Here is a 15379-nt window from a genome sequence, read left to right as displayed (position 1 = left end):
CGACGAAGCCGTCCTGATGAGAGCCGGCCTCGACTACCGCCCAACACGATGCTCTTCCGTTGCCTGCGCGGTCGCCCGGATGCCGCGCAGGCCGGTGCACTGAGCCGACCACCGTGAGTAGATCGAGGCTGTTGTATGGAAAACCTTATCGAAACAGGTCCGAAAGCTCAACGAAGCTGAACACTCTTCCACCGTTCGCCCGAACCACGGTCCGGGTCCGGCTCGGCATCGATGCGCGAGGCAAACCCGTCACACGGGTGAGATCAGCGCCTCCGAAAGTTTCGACCCGTCCGGTCGGTCCGCGCTCCCGAGGCCGAGCACGCCGGCCAGCCAGCGCAGCTGACGCCGAGCGTGGGTGGCGTCGCCGTGCTCGTGCCCATTGAACGGGTAGACGTGCATCGCCCGTTCGGCGGGCGGACCACCGACGGCGAGACCGTAGTGGTTGTAGGCGGCGAAGCCGGTGCTCGGGGGGCAGACCATGTCTCGCAGCCCGACCCCGAAGTGGACCGGCGCGCAGGCCCGACGGGCAAAGCTGACACCATCGACGTAGGACAGGGTACGTCGCACCGCCGGCTCCGCGTCGCGGTTGACCGCGAGGTAGTTGACGATCTCGCCGTAGACGCCGACGTCGGTGATCTCGATGGCCCGCTGCATATGGCAGAGGAACGGCGCGGTGGTGAGCACGGCGGCGAGTTCGGTGTCGAGCCCGGCGACAGCCAGGGCCAGCCCGCCGCCCTGGCTGTTACCCGCGACGATCACGCCGTGCGGGTCGACTCCCGGCAGGCTGCGCGCGGCATCCACCGCGCGGACCGCGTCGGTGATGAGTCGGCGGTAGTAGTAGCCCTCCGGGGTCAGGATGCCCCGGGTCACCGGTGACGGCCCCCCGTGCGCCGCGCCGTGCGGGTCCGGCGTGTCCCCCGCGCCGTACTGGCCCGCCTGTCCCCTGGCGTCCATGAGCAGGTGGGCGTAGCCGGCGACCGGCCAGATCAGGCGTTCGTGCGGCAGCCCTCGGCCACGGCCGTAGCCGACGTACTCCACGATCACCGGTAGCGCGTCGTCGACCCCCGCCGGTCGGTTGTACCAGGCCCGGACCGGGTCACCGCCGAAGCCGGCGAAGGTGACGTCCCAACTGTCCACCAGACGAAGGTCGGTCGGTTCAGGACGGACGTCGAGCAGCACCGGCGACTGCGCCGCCGCGTCCAGGGTCTCGCGCCAGAACGCATCGAAGTCGTCGGGCTCGGCCACGGCCGGCACGTACTGCCGTAGTTGGTCCAGAGGCAGGTCGAACAGGGGCATTGGCTCCTCGCAACAGATCGGTCACAGATGTGGGGGCGGTGCCGTGCTCTCGCGGATCACCAGCTCGGCGACGAGGTCTATCCGGCTGGTGGGCAGGGCGTTGCTGCGGGCGAGATCGAGCAGCATCTGGGTCGCGGTGCCCGCCATGTCCCGCAACGGCTGGTTGACCGTGGTCAGGGCCGGACCGATCCAGCCGGAGAGCGGAAGGTTGTCATAGCCGACCACCGACACGTCACCCGGGACGTCCAGACCGAGCTGTCGAGCCGCCCGCAGCACTCCCAACGCCTGGAGGTCGGAGCCGGCGAAGATCGCCGTCGGCCGGTCGGGTCGGCTCAGCAACTCGATGCCGTGTGTGTAGCCGGCGTCGAGGTGAAAGTTGCCGTGCCGGATCAGCGTGGTGTCGATCGTCAGGCCCAGCTCCTCGTGGGCGCAGCGGAAGCCGGCCGTGCGGGCCCGGGCGCAGAGCACCTCCCGTGGGCCGGAGATGACCGCGATCCGGCGATGCCCGAGATCCAGCAGGTGCCGGGTGGCGATCAGCCCACCATTCCAGTTGTTCGAGCCGACAGTCGGCACGGAGGCCACACTGGCACTGTCGGTGTCGATCACGACCACGGGAATCGACTGGCGCTGCAACTGTTGCCGCTGCGCATCCGTGAGGTTGCACATGACCAGCAGCACCCCGAGGGGACGCCGGGCGATCGCCGCGTCGACCCAGGACTGCGGCGGCCGGCGGGCGGCGTTGAGCTGTGAGAGCACCACGTTCACGCCGGTGAGGGTGGCGACCGCCTCGACTCCCCTGATGATCTCCAAGGCCCAGTCGGAACCGAACTCGTGAAACACCAGGTCGATCTGGCCCTCACCGGGGGCCCGGCGGGCACGTCGGCGATAGCGGTGGCGTTGCAGGCTGGCCTCGACCCGCGCCCGGGTGCCGGCGGCGACGTCCGATCGTCCGTTGAGGACTTTGGAGACCGTCGCCGAGGAGACACCGACCTCCCGGGCGATGGTCGCGATGGTCGCGGAGCCGAGCGCCGCCGACGAACGCTTCTCTGCCATCCGATCCTCTGCAACGAGTCCGAAATTTTCGGAGACTGTAACACGATGCGAGCCGGGTGGAGGGTGACCCGGGTCGATGGCATCAACTCGCGATGATGAATCCAGGCAATCGCTTACCAGCACGGCAAGTACTGTCTGAACAGTCTTTTCCGCGCCTCTTGACATGCCATGTCGACGCCCTTAGGTTCCCGACACAGGTGCCGAACTGGTTTCCGAAAATTTCGATAATCGCCGTGTCCCACGGCGGTCGGCGTGGCCTGCCGGGAGAACTCCCGGACCCGGCCGGAGGGGTTCGCATGACAAGTCAGCTGCCCGTCGACGACCGATTGGCGTCCCCCCACGCCGATCGATGGCGTGACCCGAAGCTGCGACCGGACGAACGGGCCGACGCACTCATCCCGCTGATGTCGCTTGAGGAAAAACTCGCTCAGCTGGTCGGTCTCTGGGTCGGCGCCGACGCCTCCGGCGAAGGCGTCGCTCCCCACCAGACCGACATGGTCGAGCACACCCCGCCGTGGTCGGAAGCGATCCGACACGGCCTGGGGCAGCTGACCCGCCCGTTCGGGACCGCGCCGGTCGACCCGGTCCTCGGCGCACGATCCCTGGCGGCTTCGCAGGCACACATCGTCGCGGCGAGCCGCTTCGGCATTCCGGCTCAGGTGCACGAGGAGTGTCTCACCGGTTTCGCCGCCTGGCGGGCGACCGTCTACCCGGCACCACTGAGCTGGGGCGCGGCCTTCGACCCCGAGTTGGTGGAGGAGATGGCCGGGCTGATCGGCCGGTCCATGCGAGCGGCCGGTGTCCACCAGGGACTCGCTCCCGTGCTGGACGTCACCCGCGACTACCGCTGGGGACGCACTGAGGAGACGATCGCCGAGGATCCCTACCTGGTCGGCACGATTGGCGCGGCGTACGTGCGCGGGCTGGAACGGGCCGGCGTGGTGGCGACGCTGAAGCACTTCGCCGGTTACTCCGCCTCGCGGGGTGGGCGGAACCTGGCGCCCACGTCAATGGGGCACCGGGAACTGGCCGATGTGATCCTCCCGCCCTTCGAGATGGCTCTGCGGCTCGGTGGAGCGCGCTCGGTCATGAACTCGTACGCCGAGATCGACGGCGTGCCGGCGGCGGCCGACGTGGAGCTGCTCACCCGGCTGTTACGCGAGCAGTGGGGCTTCGACGGAGTGCTCGTCGCGGACTACTTCGCCGTCCGGTTCCTGGAGACCCTGCACCGTGTCGCCGGGGATGCCGGGGATGCGGCACGGCTGGCCCTCCGGGCTGGCATCGACGTGGAACTGCCCACGGTGGACGCCTACGGCGCGCCGCTGGCGGCGGCGGTGCGCTCCGGCGAGGTCGACGAGGCCCTGATCGACCGCGCCCTACGACGGGTGCTGATTCAGAAGATCGAGCTGGGGCTGCTCGACGAGGAATGGCGAGAGCTGCCCGCCGACGTCGACCAGTTGCGCCTCGACGACGAGGCCAGCCGGGATGTCGCGCTGCGGCTGGCCCGCCAGTCCGTCGTCCTGCTCCGCAACCGCGACGGGCTGCTGCCGCTGGCCGCCCACCAGCGGGTCGCGCTGGTCGGGCCGGTCGCGGACGACGCGATGGCAATGCTCGGCTGCTATTCGTTCCCGCTGCACGTGGGGGTGCATCACCCGGAGCACGGCATCGGCGTCGAGATCCCCTCGCTGCGCGAGGCGCTGCAGCAGCGACACCCGCAGCTCACCCACGTGCCGGGCACGGACATCACCGGAGACGACACCTCCGGCATCGCCGCAGCGGTCCAGGCGGCCAGCGACGCCGATGTCTGCGTGCTGGCCGTCGGCGACCGGGCCGGCATGTTCGGTCGCGGCACATCCGGCGAGGGCTGCGACGCGACCGACCTCCAGCTTCCCGGGGTACAGGCCGAACTGGTACGCGCCGTGCTGGCCACCGGGACCCCGGTGGTCCTGTTGGTGCTCTCCGGCCGCCCGTACGCGCTGGGCGACGAGGTGGACGGCGCACACGCCATCGTGCAGGCGTTCTTCCCCGGCCAGCTCGGCGGGCAGGCGCTCGCCGAGCTCCTCACCGGCGAGGTGAATCCGTCCGGGCGGCTGCCGGTCAGCGTGCCCCGGCACGCCGGCGGGTTGCCCAGCACCTACCTCACCCCCGTCCTGGGTCGACGTACCGAGGTGTCGTCGGTCGACCCGACGCCCGCGTTCCCGTTCGGCCACGGCCTCAGCTACACCACCTTCGAGTGGAGCGACGCCGCGGTCACCGATGCGCCCGGTGGCGTCACCGGCGAGCCGGTGGCCTGGGCGGTCGACGGGGCGGTGACGGTCGGCGTCACCGTCCGCAACACCGGTGCCCGGGCCGGCACCGAGGTCGTCCAGCTCTACCTGCACGATCCGGTGGCACAGACCACCCGGCCGGTGGTACGCCTGATCGGCTACGCCCGGGTGCCGGTGGAGCCGGGCGCGACGGCGCGGATCAGCTTCACGGTCCCCGCCGACGTGGCCTCGTTCACCGGAGTGCACGGACGACGTGTGGTCGAGCCCGGCGAGGTGCAACTGCGACTCGGCCGCTCCAGCGGCGACGTGGCAGCCAGCCTGGCCCTGCGGCTGGAGGGCGACGAGCGCGAGGTCGGTCACCACCGCGAGCTGCTCTGCCCGGCACACGTCGAGCCTCTCGTCGGGCCCGCTGCGGGGAGCCGGCCATGAGCACCACGACCACACTGACCCCGTCGGCGCCCACCCCCGACACGACGCCGCCGAACCGACCGCCACGAGCGGCCCGGCAGACCTGGCGCCGCGCCCTGCGACGGGACTGGCAGCTCTACTCGCTGGCCGTCCTGCCGCTGCTGTTCTTCCTGATCTTCCGGTACCTCCCGATGCTCGGCAACGTGATCGCCTTCCGGCGGTTCCAACCCGGCGGCAACATCTTCGGTGAGTACTGGGTCGGGCTGCGTTACTTCAAGATGTTCCTCAACGACCCGACGTTCTGGAACGTCTTCACCAACACCCTGGTGCTGGGTGCGCTGACCCTGCTGTTCTGCTTCCCGCTGCCCATCGTGCTGGCACTGCTGCTCAACGAGGTGCGGGCCCGCAAACTGAAGCGCTTCGTGCAGTCGGTGTCCTACCTGCCGCACTTCCTGTCCATCGTGATCGTCGCGGCCATCGTCATGCAGCTGCTCTCCATGGACGGCACGGTCAACCAGCTCGTCCGGGCCGCGGGCGGTGAGGCGATCCCGTTCCTGCAACGACCGGAGTGGTTCCGCACCATCTACGTCTCGTCGGAGGTGTGGCAGACGGTGGGTTGGGGCACCATCCTCTACCTGGCCGCGCTCACCACCATCGACGAGGACCTCTACGAGGCGGCCCGGATCGACGGCGCCAGCCGGTGGCGGCAGACCTGGCATGTGACGCTGCCAGGCATCCGGCCGACGATGGTGACGCTGCTGATCCTGAACATCGGCACCTTCATGGCGGTCGGGTTCGAGAAGATCCTGCTGCTGTACAACCCGCTGACCTATCCGACCGCCGACGTCCTGTCCACCTATCTGTTCCGGATGGGCTTCACGTCGAGCAACTTCAGTTACGCCGCGGCGATCGGGCTGTTCGAGGCGGTCATCGGGTTGATCCTGGTGCTGTCGGCGAACCATATCGCCCGCCGCACGGTGGGGACGAGCCTGTGGTGACCGTCGATGCCGCCGAGCGGCCCACCGAAACCGTACGCCGCAGCCAGCGGCGCGGCATCCAGGAGACCCGCGGCTACCGCGCGTTCCGCGTCGTCAACGGGATCATCCTGACCCTCGTGGTGGTGGTGACGCTCTACCCGTTCGTCAACATCGTCGCCCGGTCCATGAGCCACGAGTCGTACATCATCTCCGGCCAGGTGAACCTCGTGCCGCGCGGCTTCACCCTGGACACCTACCAGTTGCTGATGTCCGACTCGATGTTCTGGACGAACTACCGCAACACCGTGTTCTACACGGTCACCGCCACGGTCATCTCGATCGTGATGACCACCTGCTACGCGTACGTGCTGTCCAAGAAACAGCTCAAGGGACGCAGCGCCCTGGTCGGCATCGCGGTCTTCACCATGTTCTTCACCGGTGGTCTGATCCCCAACTACGTCCTGGTCACCAGCCTGGGCCTGAAGAACAGTGTCTGGGCCATCGCGCTACCCAACGCCATCAACGTGTTCAACCTGTTGGTGATGAAGGCGTTCTTCGAGAGCCTGCCGACGGAGTTGGAGGAGGCCGCCGCCGTCGACGGGCTCAACACGTACGGCATCCTGCTGCGGATCGTGCTGCCGTTGTCGAAGGCCATCGTCGCCACGATGGTGCTCTTCTACGCGGTCGCCTTCTGGAACTCCTGGTTCGCGGCGTTCCTCTACATGGATCGGCAGGAACTCTGGCCGGTCACCATCTACCTGCGCAACCTGATCGCCGGAGCCACCGGCGCGGAGAACGTCGGGGCGATCACCGAAGCCGACGAGGTACAGGCCGAGGCGACGCTCAAGGCCGTGACCATCGTGCTCACCACCCTGCCGATCCTCCTGGTCTATCCCTTCATCCAACGGTACTTCGTCCGGGGCATCATGCTCGGCGCGGTCAAGGGCTGACCAGAAGCAAGCATCCCCACCACCGAGTTGAAAGGATTTCGCCATGTTCCGCAGATCGTGGCGTCACGCGGCGGCGGCTGCCGCCGTGCTGCTGGCCCTGGGCAGCGTCACCGCCTGTGGCGACGACTCCTCCGACAGCGAGGACCTGTCGGAGAACCGGGCCGGCGCGATGGAGAACTACTCCGTCGGGACCCAGTTCAAGGCCACCGAGCCGCTCTCTTTCTCCGTCCTCTACAACAACCACCCGAACTATCCGCTCAAGGAGGACTGGCTGTTCTGGACGGAGTTGCAGTCCCGGACGAACGTCAGCCTCGACAAGGTCTCCGTGCCGCTGAGCGACTACAACCAGAAGCGCAGCCTGCTCATCGGTGCCGGTGACGCTCCGCTGCTCATCCCCAAGACCTATCCGCCGGACGTGCACGCGTACGTCTCCTCTGGGGCGATCCTGCCGGTCAGCGACTACCTCGATCTGATGCCGAACTTCAAGGACAAGATCGAGAAGTGGAATCTCAAGGCTGAGATGGACACGCTGCGCCAGCAGGACGGCAAGTTCTACCTGCTGCCCGGGCTGCACGAGAAGCCCTGGCACGAATACTCCCTGGCGGTCCGCACCGACATCCTCGAAGAGCTGAAGCTCGAAATCCCGAAGACCTGGGACGACGTCTACACCATGCTCAAGGCGATGAAGGCGGCGTACCCGGACGTCTACCCGTTCTCCGACCGGTTCAGCCAGCCCAACCCCGCCGGCAACCTGCTCAACCTGCTGGCCGTGTCGCACGGCCTGGCGGGAGCGGGTTGGAACTTCCAGCACGTCAGCTGGAACGAGCAGGCGCAGCAGTTCGAGTACACCGGCGCCACCGAGCACTACCGGCACATGCTCGAGTACCTCAACAAGCTGGTGAAGGAGAAGCTGCTCGACCCGGAGAGCTTCACCCAGACCGACGACCTGGCCCGGCAGAAGCTCGCCAACGGCAAGTCCTTCGTGATCAGCAGCAACGCGCAGACGTTGGTCAACGACTACCGGCCGGACCTGGCGGCGACCAACCCGAAGGCGAAGATCACCAAGATCCCGTTGCCGGTCGGACCGGCCGGCGAGATCAACCCGGCCAGCCGGCTCGAGAACGGCATGATGATCTCTTCGAAGGCGCGCGACAGCAAGAACTTCGTGGCCATGATGCAGTTCGTCGACTGGCTCTGGTATTCCGACGAGGGCCAACACTTCGCCAAGTGGGGCGTTGAAGGCACCACCTTCGTCAAGGACGCCGCCGGCAAGACCACCCTCGCTCCGGACGTCGACATGATCGGCCTCAACCCCGATGCGCCCAAGCACCTGCAGAAGGACTTCGGCTTCGGCAACGGAGTGTTCTCCTACGGCGGCAAGCCCGAGCTGGTGCAGGGCTTCTTCTCCCCCGAGGAGCAGGAGTTCCAGCAGGTGATGAACGCCCGGGCGCCGAAGTCGCCGCCGCCGCCCTACCCGCTCACCGACGAGGAGCGGGAGCAGGTGTCGCTCTGGGAGACCCCGCTGAAGGACCACGTCTACCAGGCGACGCTCCAGTTCATCCTCGGACAGCGTGACTTCGCCCAGTGGGACGCGTACGTGGCCGAGCTGAAGAGCAAGAACATGGACGCCTACCTGGAGATGGTCAACAAGGCGCACAAGCGCTTTCAGGAGAACAACTAGGTGACGTGTCCGGTCCGGTCGAGGTCGGCGCGACCGGACCGGACACCCTCCACCACACCCCGAGCACGAGGACGACGATGCGCATCACCGTTGCCGAGCAACCCGTCGGCCGTCTGAACGACGCGTGGCGACTCGCTGTCGGCACCGGCCGGTTCGACCTGGCCCTGCGGCGCGACTATCAGGACTCGTTGGCGCTGGTCCAACGCGAGATCGGCTTCCGGCACATTCGCGGGCACGGCCTGCTCAGCGACGGCGTCGGCGTACACCGTCCGTACGAGTACCAGGGTCGACGCCACGTCCGGCACGCCTTCGGCTATGTCGACCAGGTCATCGACGCGTACCTGGAGCTGGGCATCCGGCCGTTCGTGGAACTGGGCTTCATGCCCTCCGGGTTGGCCAGCGCAGACCAGACGGTCTTCTGGTGGCAGGGCAACGTCACCCCGCCCCGGTCGCACAACGAGTGGGCCGATCTGGTCCGGGCCACCGTCGCTCACCTCGTCGACCGGTACGGTATCGACGAGGTGCGTGGCTGGCCGATCGAGGTGTGGAACGAGCCCGACCTGAAAGACTTCTGGCAAGACGCGGACGCCGACGCCTACCACCGGCTCTACGAGGTGAGCGCGCACGCGGTGAAGGACGTCGACGCCGGCCTGCAGGTCGGTGGCCCAGCGCTCTCCCCCGGCGCCGACGACACCTGGCTGCCCCGGTTCGCCGAGTTCGTCACCGACCGCAAGGTGCCGATCGACTTCGTCAGCCGGCACGCCTACACCTCCGGCCCGGCCCAACACGTGCCGTTCGGCGTACACCAGGACCTGGCACCGGCACAGCGGTTGCTGGAGCAGTTCGCCAGTCCTCGACGATTGCTCGCCGGCACCGCGTTGGCCGAACTGCCGGTGTACATCACCGAGTTCAACAGCTCGTACCGGCCGGACAACCCCATCCACGACACCGCCTTCCACGCCGCCTACCTCGCCCCGGTGCTCGCTGCCGGCGGCGACGTGGTCGACTCCTTCGCGTACTGGACGTTCAGCGACGTGTTCGAGGAGGTGGGTGTCCCGACCGCGCTGTTCCACGGCGGGTTCGGCCTGCTCACCCACCGGCAGATCCGCAAACCCACATTCCACCTGTACGCCTTCATGAACCGGCTGGGCGGACAGATCCTGGCCCGCGGTGCGGACCACCTGGTCACCCGCGACGACACCGGCCGCATCGCCGTGCTCGCCTGGGCGCCCGTTGATGTCACCGGCCGCGAGCCGGTGGACAACCACACCGTACGCCTGTCGCTGCCGATCGCCGACGGCACCGCTCGCAGCGCGTTCCTGCTGCGCTCCTCGGTCAGCGACGAGGCCGGCAACGCCTGGCGGGCCTGGTGCGAGTTGGGTCGGCCGCCCTCCCCCACCGCCCGTCAACTGGACGTCCTGCGGCAGGCAGCCGAACCGGCCCGGCGTCACGCCTCGCTGCCGGTGGCCGCCGGCCGCGTCGAGCTGGATCTGCACCTGACCCGGCACGAGGTGACCCTGGCCGAGGTGAGCGCGGTGACCGACGAAACTCCACCCTGGTGGGACGAGCGTCGACTGCTGGGCCGGGAGCCGTCGTGAGCACCGCCGCCCGTCGGGAGTTCGGTGCCGGCCCGCTGTCCCGGGGCGCGGCGCTGATCTACACGCTGCTCGTCGTGGAGTTGCTGCTGCTGGTCTGCGCGGCCCCCGGCCTGGTGGCGCTCTTCGCGCTGGAGCGGCACGTGAGCAACCTGCCGCTGGTCGCCGTCTGCGCGGTGCCACTCGGTCCGGCCTTCTCCGCCGCGCTGTACGCCCTGCACCGGCAACGCCTCGACCTGACCGAGCTGCACCCGTGGCGGCTGTTCTGGCGCGGCTACCGCGCCAACCTGACCGGTTCGCTGCTGGTCTGGGTGCCGACGCTGCTGTGGCTGACCGTCATCGCGGTGAACCTGGTCAATCTGCCCGCGGCGGGGGTGCCCGGATGGTTTGCGATACCGCTGGTGCTGGTCGGTGCCGGGGTCTGCCTGGTCGGGGTCAACGCGCTGGTGATCACGTCGTTGTTCACGTTCCGGCTACGTGACGTGTTCCGACTGGCCGGGTACTTCGTGCTGCGTACCCCGGTGGTCGCCGTCGGCACCACGTTGTTGCTGGCGGCGGCGACGGCGCTGACCGTGGTCGCCTCGGAGGCCGCGCTCGCCGCCCTCGGCTCGGTGCTGGCGCTGGCGCTGGTCCGTGGTGGCGCTCCGATGATCGACGTCATCAGCGAGGAGTTCGTCCGGTGAGCCCGAGGACCCGGTCGAGCAGCGGAGCATCATCGGGCTGAATGACCGACGGCCCGAACAGGCCGGGGGTGCCGTCGCTGCTGGCCTGTTGAGACACCAGGCGGTGGACCGTGTCGAGGGTCTGGTCATCGATGTCGTACGGCTGCCCGGTCGCACGGGCAAGATCCCAGCCGTGGACGACCAGTTCGTTGAGCGCGACGACGCCCATGACCTCGGCCGGCAGGACCACCCCGCCGACCACGGTCTCGCCCGTCCAGGCAGCCGGCTCGCGCCAGGCGACGACCAACTCGTCGAGCCGCACCGGCAGCCGGCTGCGCCACTGCGGGTCGAGCCGGTCGACCGACGGGTCACCCGGACCGTCAGGCGCAGGATCCGGTCCCTTCTCGGCGGCCGTCCGGAACGCGAGCGTCAGCCCCATGAGGTGGTCGAGCAGGTCGCCGACCACCCAGCTCTGGCACGGAGTGGGCGCGGTGAGCCGGTCGTCGGTCGCCCCCGGCAGCAGCCCCTTCAGCGCTCGGGCTGCGGGCTCGAAGTCCGGGCTGCCGTTATTGTGGATCATCTCAGCTCCTTCGTCGCGAACGTTTCCGCACGCTACGCGCCGGGACCGACAAACGATCCGTGACGACGGCCGGTCATCAGGTGCCAGGAGCGGCGTCGCGCCACCGGGTCGGGGTGACCCCATGTTCGGCCCGGAAGCGTTTGATGAAGTAGCTGACGTCGGGGTAGCCGACGCGGCGGCTGATCGCCGCCACGGTCAGGTCCGTGTCGATGAGCAGCAGGCGGGCCTGCTGCATGCGGCGCTGCCCGATCCACTGCTGCACGGTCCGGCCGGTCCGGCGGCGGACCACAGTGGTGAGATGCCCGGCGGTGAGCGCCAGTTCGGCAGCGACATCGGCGAGTGAGATGGGCTCCTGGTAGCGCCGCTCGATGACGTCGAAGACCGCCGCGAGCAGCGGCTCCTCCGCCGAGCGCAGCTGATCGGCGACGCCGGTCGGCAACCGGGCCGCGGCCACCAGCAACAGGGTCAGGTGGGCGAGCGCGGCCTCTCGGTGACCGTCGTGCCGGGCGCGCAACTCGGCATCCAGGGTGGCGAAGCGCTGCACCCAGGCCACCCGGTCGGACGGTGGGACGCATAGCCGCTGTGCCCGGTGGATGCCGTGGGCGAACGGGAGAAGCAACGGGTGCGACCGCCACGACGAGTAGGCCCCCGGCTTACCGGGCCGCACCACGTCGGTCGGGAACCACACCGCCCACCCGTCGGTGACGGTCGTCTCGATCGGGTCGAGGAAGGAGACGACCTGCCCCGGTGCGATGACGAACAGGTCCCCGTCGGTCACCGACCACCTGCGGTTGTCGATCACGAACCTGCCGTCGGCCCGGTGCGCGTAGAAGAGCACCAGGAAGTCGTGGGCGTGAGCGCCGCTGGCGACCGGGTCCACGGTGGGTCTGCCCTGGGGGACACGGGCCACGGCGACGGGGGCGACGCCGGCCAACCAGTCGAACCCGATGACCGGCACGCCCTGCCCGGTCACTCCGACGGCCCGGGACCCGGCAACCGAACTTCGTCGCATCCGGTCCACAGTTACGCCATTGCCCACGATGTCGCGCTCCATGACGCTGAGAGTACGACCGAACTTCATCTGATATCGGAGCGTCTCATGACCGGACAGCCCCACCCCACCGACGCACAGCAGTACCTGCCCGGCATGGGCAAGCACTGGCTGCTGCCGCTCTACGATCCGTTCTCCCGTCTCGCGGGAATCGGGCGTATCCACGGGCACCTGATGGACCGGGCGAACCTCCGGTCCGGCCAGCGGATCCTGGAGATCGGCTGCGGTACCGGCAACCTCCTGACCGCGCTCGGGCGCCGCCTCCGGGACATCGACGCGCTGGGCATCGACCCGGACCCGGCCGCGCTGCGCCGCGCCCGCCGCAAGGCGACCCGGCGCGGACTGCCGATCCGCTACGAGCAGGCGTTCGCCGGAGCGTTACCGCTGCCCGACGGCAGCGTCGACCGGGTGCTGTCCGCGTTCATGCTGCACCACCTGGACGACGACGAACGTACCCGGGCGCTGCGCGAGGTCAGGCGGGTCCTGCGTCACGGCGGCGAGCTGCACGTGCTCGACATCGACGGAACGCCGTCCGGGCGAGGCGGGGGGATGGCGCACCGCAACGCCCGGGTGGCCGCCAGCCTCCCCGAGCGGGTGCTGGCCGCACTTGTCGACGCCGGCCTGCGCGGCGTCGCGAGGAACGGCGGGGGCAAGGCGTGGTTCGGCCGCTTCGCCTTCTACCGCGCGGAGGCACCCTGAGGCGGACAACGCCGGCTGGCGAAGCGCCGCCGCCGCACCCCGGCGTCGCCGACGGTCGGTGCGCTCGGCTCAGTGCAGCGGGCGGCCGTGCGCGTCGGGCACCCCGGACTTGCGGTGGAAGTAGGCGTTGACCTGGTCGCGCCATTCTCGCGCGCAACGCAGCTGCTCGTCGAGCCGCTCGGTCACCCGGGCGTGCACCGCCGCGTCCACCAGCCCGACCAGCGACGTCCAGCGCAGACGGGTCGATTCCACTTCGGCCACCCCGTCGAAATGGGTGTCGTAGATGTGCTGGATGACGGTGCGACCGCTGTGCAGCACGTGCTCGTACGGCACGTGATGGAAGAAGAGCAGCAGCTCGTCGGGGCAGGTGTCCGGAGATTCGTACACCCGCGACCACGGCCGCGGATACTGCCCGGTGAAGCCGGTGCCGGTGGCCTGGGTGCGGTCCACGCCCACGCCGTCGCGATCGGCGAAATGGTACGTGCCCCACGAGGTGTACTCGTACCCGTCGACGTCCGGGCCGTAGTGGTGCCCAGGCCGCACCATGAATCCGACGCCCAGCGGCGCGGTGTACCGCTCGTAGGTGCGCCACGAGTCGTCCATGATCTCGTGCAGGGTGCGGCGGAGCAGTTCCGGGTCGGCGCTGGTGTCCGGGTGGAAGGTCAGCTCGATCCACTCGTCGAGCACCTCCGCCGGTCGCAGCCGTGGATCCCAGGCGAGCCGGCCGAACGCGTACAGGTTGGCCTGGGCCAGCGGATGCCCGGTCCAGAACGGGTCGTCGCCCACATTGGAGACGGCGACCAGGCCACCGCCGTCGGCGGCCACGTCGGAGACGGTACGCCCGTCGTCGCCCCATCCGAACCGCAGCGCCTCGCTCCAGTAGGGAGCCAGATAACACACATGCCGCTGCTGGCCGGTGTACTCCTGCGTCACCTGGAACTCCACCGCCAGCCGGGTGCCGGGCATCGCCGTGATCACCGGGGTGACGGGTTCCCGGGTCTGAAAATCCATCGGGCCGTGCTTGACCTGCACGATCACGTTGTCGCGGAAACGGCCGTCGAGCGGGGCGAAGTGGTCGAACGCGGCGCGGGCACGGTCGATCGAGCGGTCGCGCCAGTCCTGCCGGTGGTTGTAGACGAAGGCCCGCCAGTGCACCACGCCGCCGTGGGATGCCAGCACCTCGGCGAGCAGGTTCGCTCCGTCGGCGTGGTCGCGGCCATAACTGAACGGGCCCGGTTGTCCCTCCGAGTCGGCCTTGACCACGTAGCCGCCGAAGTCAGGGATGCGGGCGTACACCGCACGGGTGGTCTCGGCCCACCAGGCCCGCACCGCGTCGTCGAGCGGGTCCGCGGTGGGCAGCGCGGCCAGGACGATGGGCGCGGCGAAGGTGACCGACAGGTGCACCCGGATGCCGTACGGGCGAAGCTCATCGGCGATCTGCGCGACGTCGTCGAGCCGATCGGTGAGCAGTCGCGCTTCGGTGGCGTGGACGTTGACGTTGTTCACCGCCACCGCGTTCACCCCGCACGCTGCCAGCAGTCGCGCGTACGCACGCACCCGGTCACGGTCACTCCGGGGACGGCCGTCACGCCAGAAGATCGACCCACCGGCATAGCCGCGTTCGACCTGACCCAGCACCGGGTGCACGTCGACGTTGTCCCAGTGGTCGAGCATCCGGCGACGCATCGCGGGACGGTATCGCTGTACCGCGTGCGGTGCGCCGAAGGCCGATTCACCGAGCCGGGTCAGGTGGAACAGCCCGTAGAGCAGCCCGGCCGGCTGGTCGGCGAGCACCACCGTGACGTTGCCGTGGCGGGCCACCGCGTAGCCTTCCTCGCCGAGTGGCCCGTCATCGGCTGCGTGCAATTCGGCCAGGGCGGCGTCGAGTTCGGCTGGGCCACCGTCGCCGACGGCCGTAACCAGGGCGAGCACGAGGCTCGGCGACGGCCCCTCGACCTCCCGCCGGACACTGCCACCATGCTCGGCACAGGCCCGCTCGACCTCGACGACGACCGTGTCGACGAGCCGTCCGGTACCGCGTACCAGGCAGTGCCGGGAGCCGATCGCGCGGAACGCCTCGAGCGGCAACCAGGCGGGGTGGACGTCGGTTGGAGCGGGGCGGGTCATTGGACAGATCGTATAGAGCCCACCAAAGGCGTC

General features: G+C 69.1%; 12 protein-coding genes. 7 read left to right on the top strand and 5 right to left on the bottom strand.

The window, feature by feature from the left end; genetic code table 11:
- Nucleotides 1-249: 249 nt before the first annotated feature.
- Nucleotides 250-1296: an acetylxylan esterase gene (locus Vlu01_RS23875; RefSeq protein ID WP_204003477.1), complete on the bottom strand. Its 1047-nt coding sequence runs from the start codon at nucleotides 1294-1296 to the stop codon at nucleotides 250-252.
- A 21-nt stretch (nucleotides 1297-1317) separates the two neighbouring features.
- A complete protein-coding gene (locus Vlu01_RS23870) occupies nucleotides 1318-2349 on the bottom strand; it encodes a LacI family DNA-binding transcriptional regulator (protein WP_204003476.1) in 1032 nt (343 codons plus the stop codon).
- 296 nt (nucleotides 2350-2645) lie between these two features.
- Here Vlu01_RS23870 and Vlu01_RS23865 point away from each other — a divergent pair, with 296 nt between their 5' ends.
- From Vlu01_RS23865 to Vlu01_RS23840, 6 genes are all read left to right on the top strand, one after another.
- Nucleotides 2646-5045: a beta-xylosidase/alpha-l-arabinosidase gene (locus tag Vlu01_RS23865; RefSeq protein ID WP_239096086.1), complete on the top strand. Its 2400-nt coding sequence runs from the start codon at nucleotides 2646-2648 to the stop codon at nucleotides 5043-5045.
- Entirely contained in the window at nucleotides 5042-6022 is a 981-nt protein-coding gene (locus Vlu01_RS23860) for an ABC transporter permease (RefSeq protein WP_239096085.1), read from the top strand. Before Vlu01_RS23865 ends, Vlu01_RS23860 begins: the two co-directional genes overlap by 4 nt.
- Nucleotides 6019-6951, top strand: coding sequence for a carbohydrate ABC transporter permease (locus Vlu01_RS23855; protein WP_239096084.1), 933 nt, complete (start codon nucleotides 6019-6021; stop codon nucleotides 6949-6951). The genes Vlu01_RS23860 and Vlu01_RS23855 overlap by 4 nt, the downstream gene beginning before the upstream one ends.
- Before the next feature lie 43 nt (nucleotides 6952-6994).
- Complete coding sequence (locus Vlu01_RS23850) at nucleotides 6995-8632, top strand: ABC transporter substrate-binding protein (protein WP_204003474.1); 1638 nt, start codon at nucleotides 6995-6997, stop codon at nucleotides 8630-8632.
- 77 nt (nucleotides 8633-8709) lie between these two features.
- Nucleotides 8710-10230 (top strand): GH39 family glycosyl hydrolase, encoded by a 1521-nt coding sequence (locus tag Vlu01_RS23845; protein ID WP_204003473.1) that lies wholly within the window; start codon nucleotides 8710-8712, stop codon nucleotides 10228-10230.
- The gene (locus Vlu01_RS23840) at nucleotides 10227-10910 is read left to right on the top strand and encodes a DUF624 domain-containing protein (protein WP_204003472.1); all 684 of its coding nucleotides are present in this window, start codon (nucleotides 10227-10229) and stop codon (nucleotides 10908-10910) included. Before Vlu01_RS23845 ends, Vlu01_RS23840 begins: the two co-directional genes overlap by 4 nt.
- On the opposite strand, the gene Vlu01_RS23835 is transcribed toward Vlu01_RS23840, so the two are convergent.
- Together Vlu01_RS23835 and Vlu01_RS23830 are read right to left on the bottom strand one after the other, a co-directional pair.
- Entirely contained in the window at nucleotides 10888-11469 is a 582-nt protein-coding gene (locus Vlu01_RS23835; protein ID WP_204003469.1) for a TIGR03086 family metal-binding protein, read from the bottom strand. The two genes, Vlu01_RS23840 and Vlu01_RS23835, sit on opposite strands and share 23 nt — an antisense overlap.
- A gap of 76 nt (nucleotides 11470-11545) precedes the next feature.
- On the bottom strand, nucleotides 11546-12427 hold the full coding sequence (locus Vlu01_RS23830; RefSeq protein ID WP_204003519.1) for a helix-turn-helix transcriptional regulator: 882 nt from the start codon (nucleotides 12425-12427) through the stop codon (nucleotides 11546-11548).
- A gap of 141 nt (nucleotides 12428-12568) precedes the next feature.
- Between Vlu01_RS23830 and Vlu01_RS23825 the strand changes: the two genes are divergently transcribed.
- Entirely contained in the window at nucleotides 12569-13219 is a 651-nt protein-coding gene (locus Vlu01_RS23825) for a class I SAM-dependent methyltransferase (protein ID WP_204003466.1), read from the top strand.
- 69 nt (nucleotides 13220-13288) lie between these two features.
- On the opposite strand, the gene Vlu01_RS23820 is transcribed toward Vlu01_RS23825, so the two are convergent.
- Entirely contained in the window at nucleotides 13289-15346 is a 2058-nt protein-coding gene (locus Vlu01_RS23820) for an alpha-glucuronidase (RefSeq protein ID WP_204003462.1), read from the bottom strand.
- Nucleotides 15347-15379: the final 33 nt, after the last annotated feature.

Origin of the sequence: Micromonospora lutea (genome assembly GCF_016863535.1) — a bacterium.
GTDB lineage: Bacteria > Actinomycetota > Actinomycetes > Mycobacteriales > Micromonosporaceae > Micromonospora > Micromonospora lutea.
Note: the sequence above shows the minus strand (reverse complement) of the source record. Positions and strands in the feature narration are given on the sequence as shown.

Excerpts from the sequence above, each read along its gene's own strand:
- Vlu01_RS23875 (WP_204003477.1), bottom strand. The coding sequence starts at position 1,296 with ATGCCCCTGTTCGACCTGCCTCTGGACCAACTACGGCAGTACGTGCCG.
- Vlu01_RS23870 (WP_204003476.1), bottom strand. The coding sequence starts at position 2,349 with ATGGCAGAGAAGCGTTCGTCGGCGGCGCTCGGCTCCGCGACCATCGCG.
- Vlu01_RS23865 (WP_239096086.1), top strand. The coding sequence starts at position 2,646 with ATGACAAGTCAGCTGCCCGTCGACGACCGATTGGCGTCCCCCCACGCC.
- Vlu01_RS23860 (WP_239096085.1), top strand. The coding sequence starts at position 5,042 with ATGAGCACCACGACCACACTGACCCCGTCGGCGCCCACCCCCGACACG.
- Vlu01_RS23850 (WP_204003474.1), top strand. The coding sequence starts at position 6,995 with ATGTTCCGCAGATCGTGGCGTCACGCGGCGGCGGCTGCCGCCGTGCTG.
- Vlu01_RS23845 (WP_204003473.1), top strand. The coding sequence starts at position 8,710 with ATGCGCATCACCGTTGCCGAGCAACCCGTCGGCCGTCTGAACGACGCG.
- Vlu01_RS23835 (WP_204003469.1), bottom strand. The coding sequence starts at position 11,469 with ATGATCCACAATAACGGCAGCCCGGACTTCGAGCCCGCAGCCCGAGCG.
- Vlu01_RS23825 (WP_204003466.1), top strand. The coding sequence starts at position 12,569 with ATGACCGGACAGCCCCACCCCACCGACGCACAGCAGTACCTGCCCGGC.
- Vlu01_RS23820 (WP_204003462.1), bottom strand. The coding sequence starts at position 15,346 with ATGACCCGCCCCGCTCCAACCGACGTCCACCCCGCCTGGTTGCCGCTC.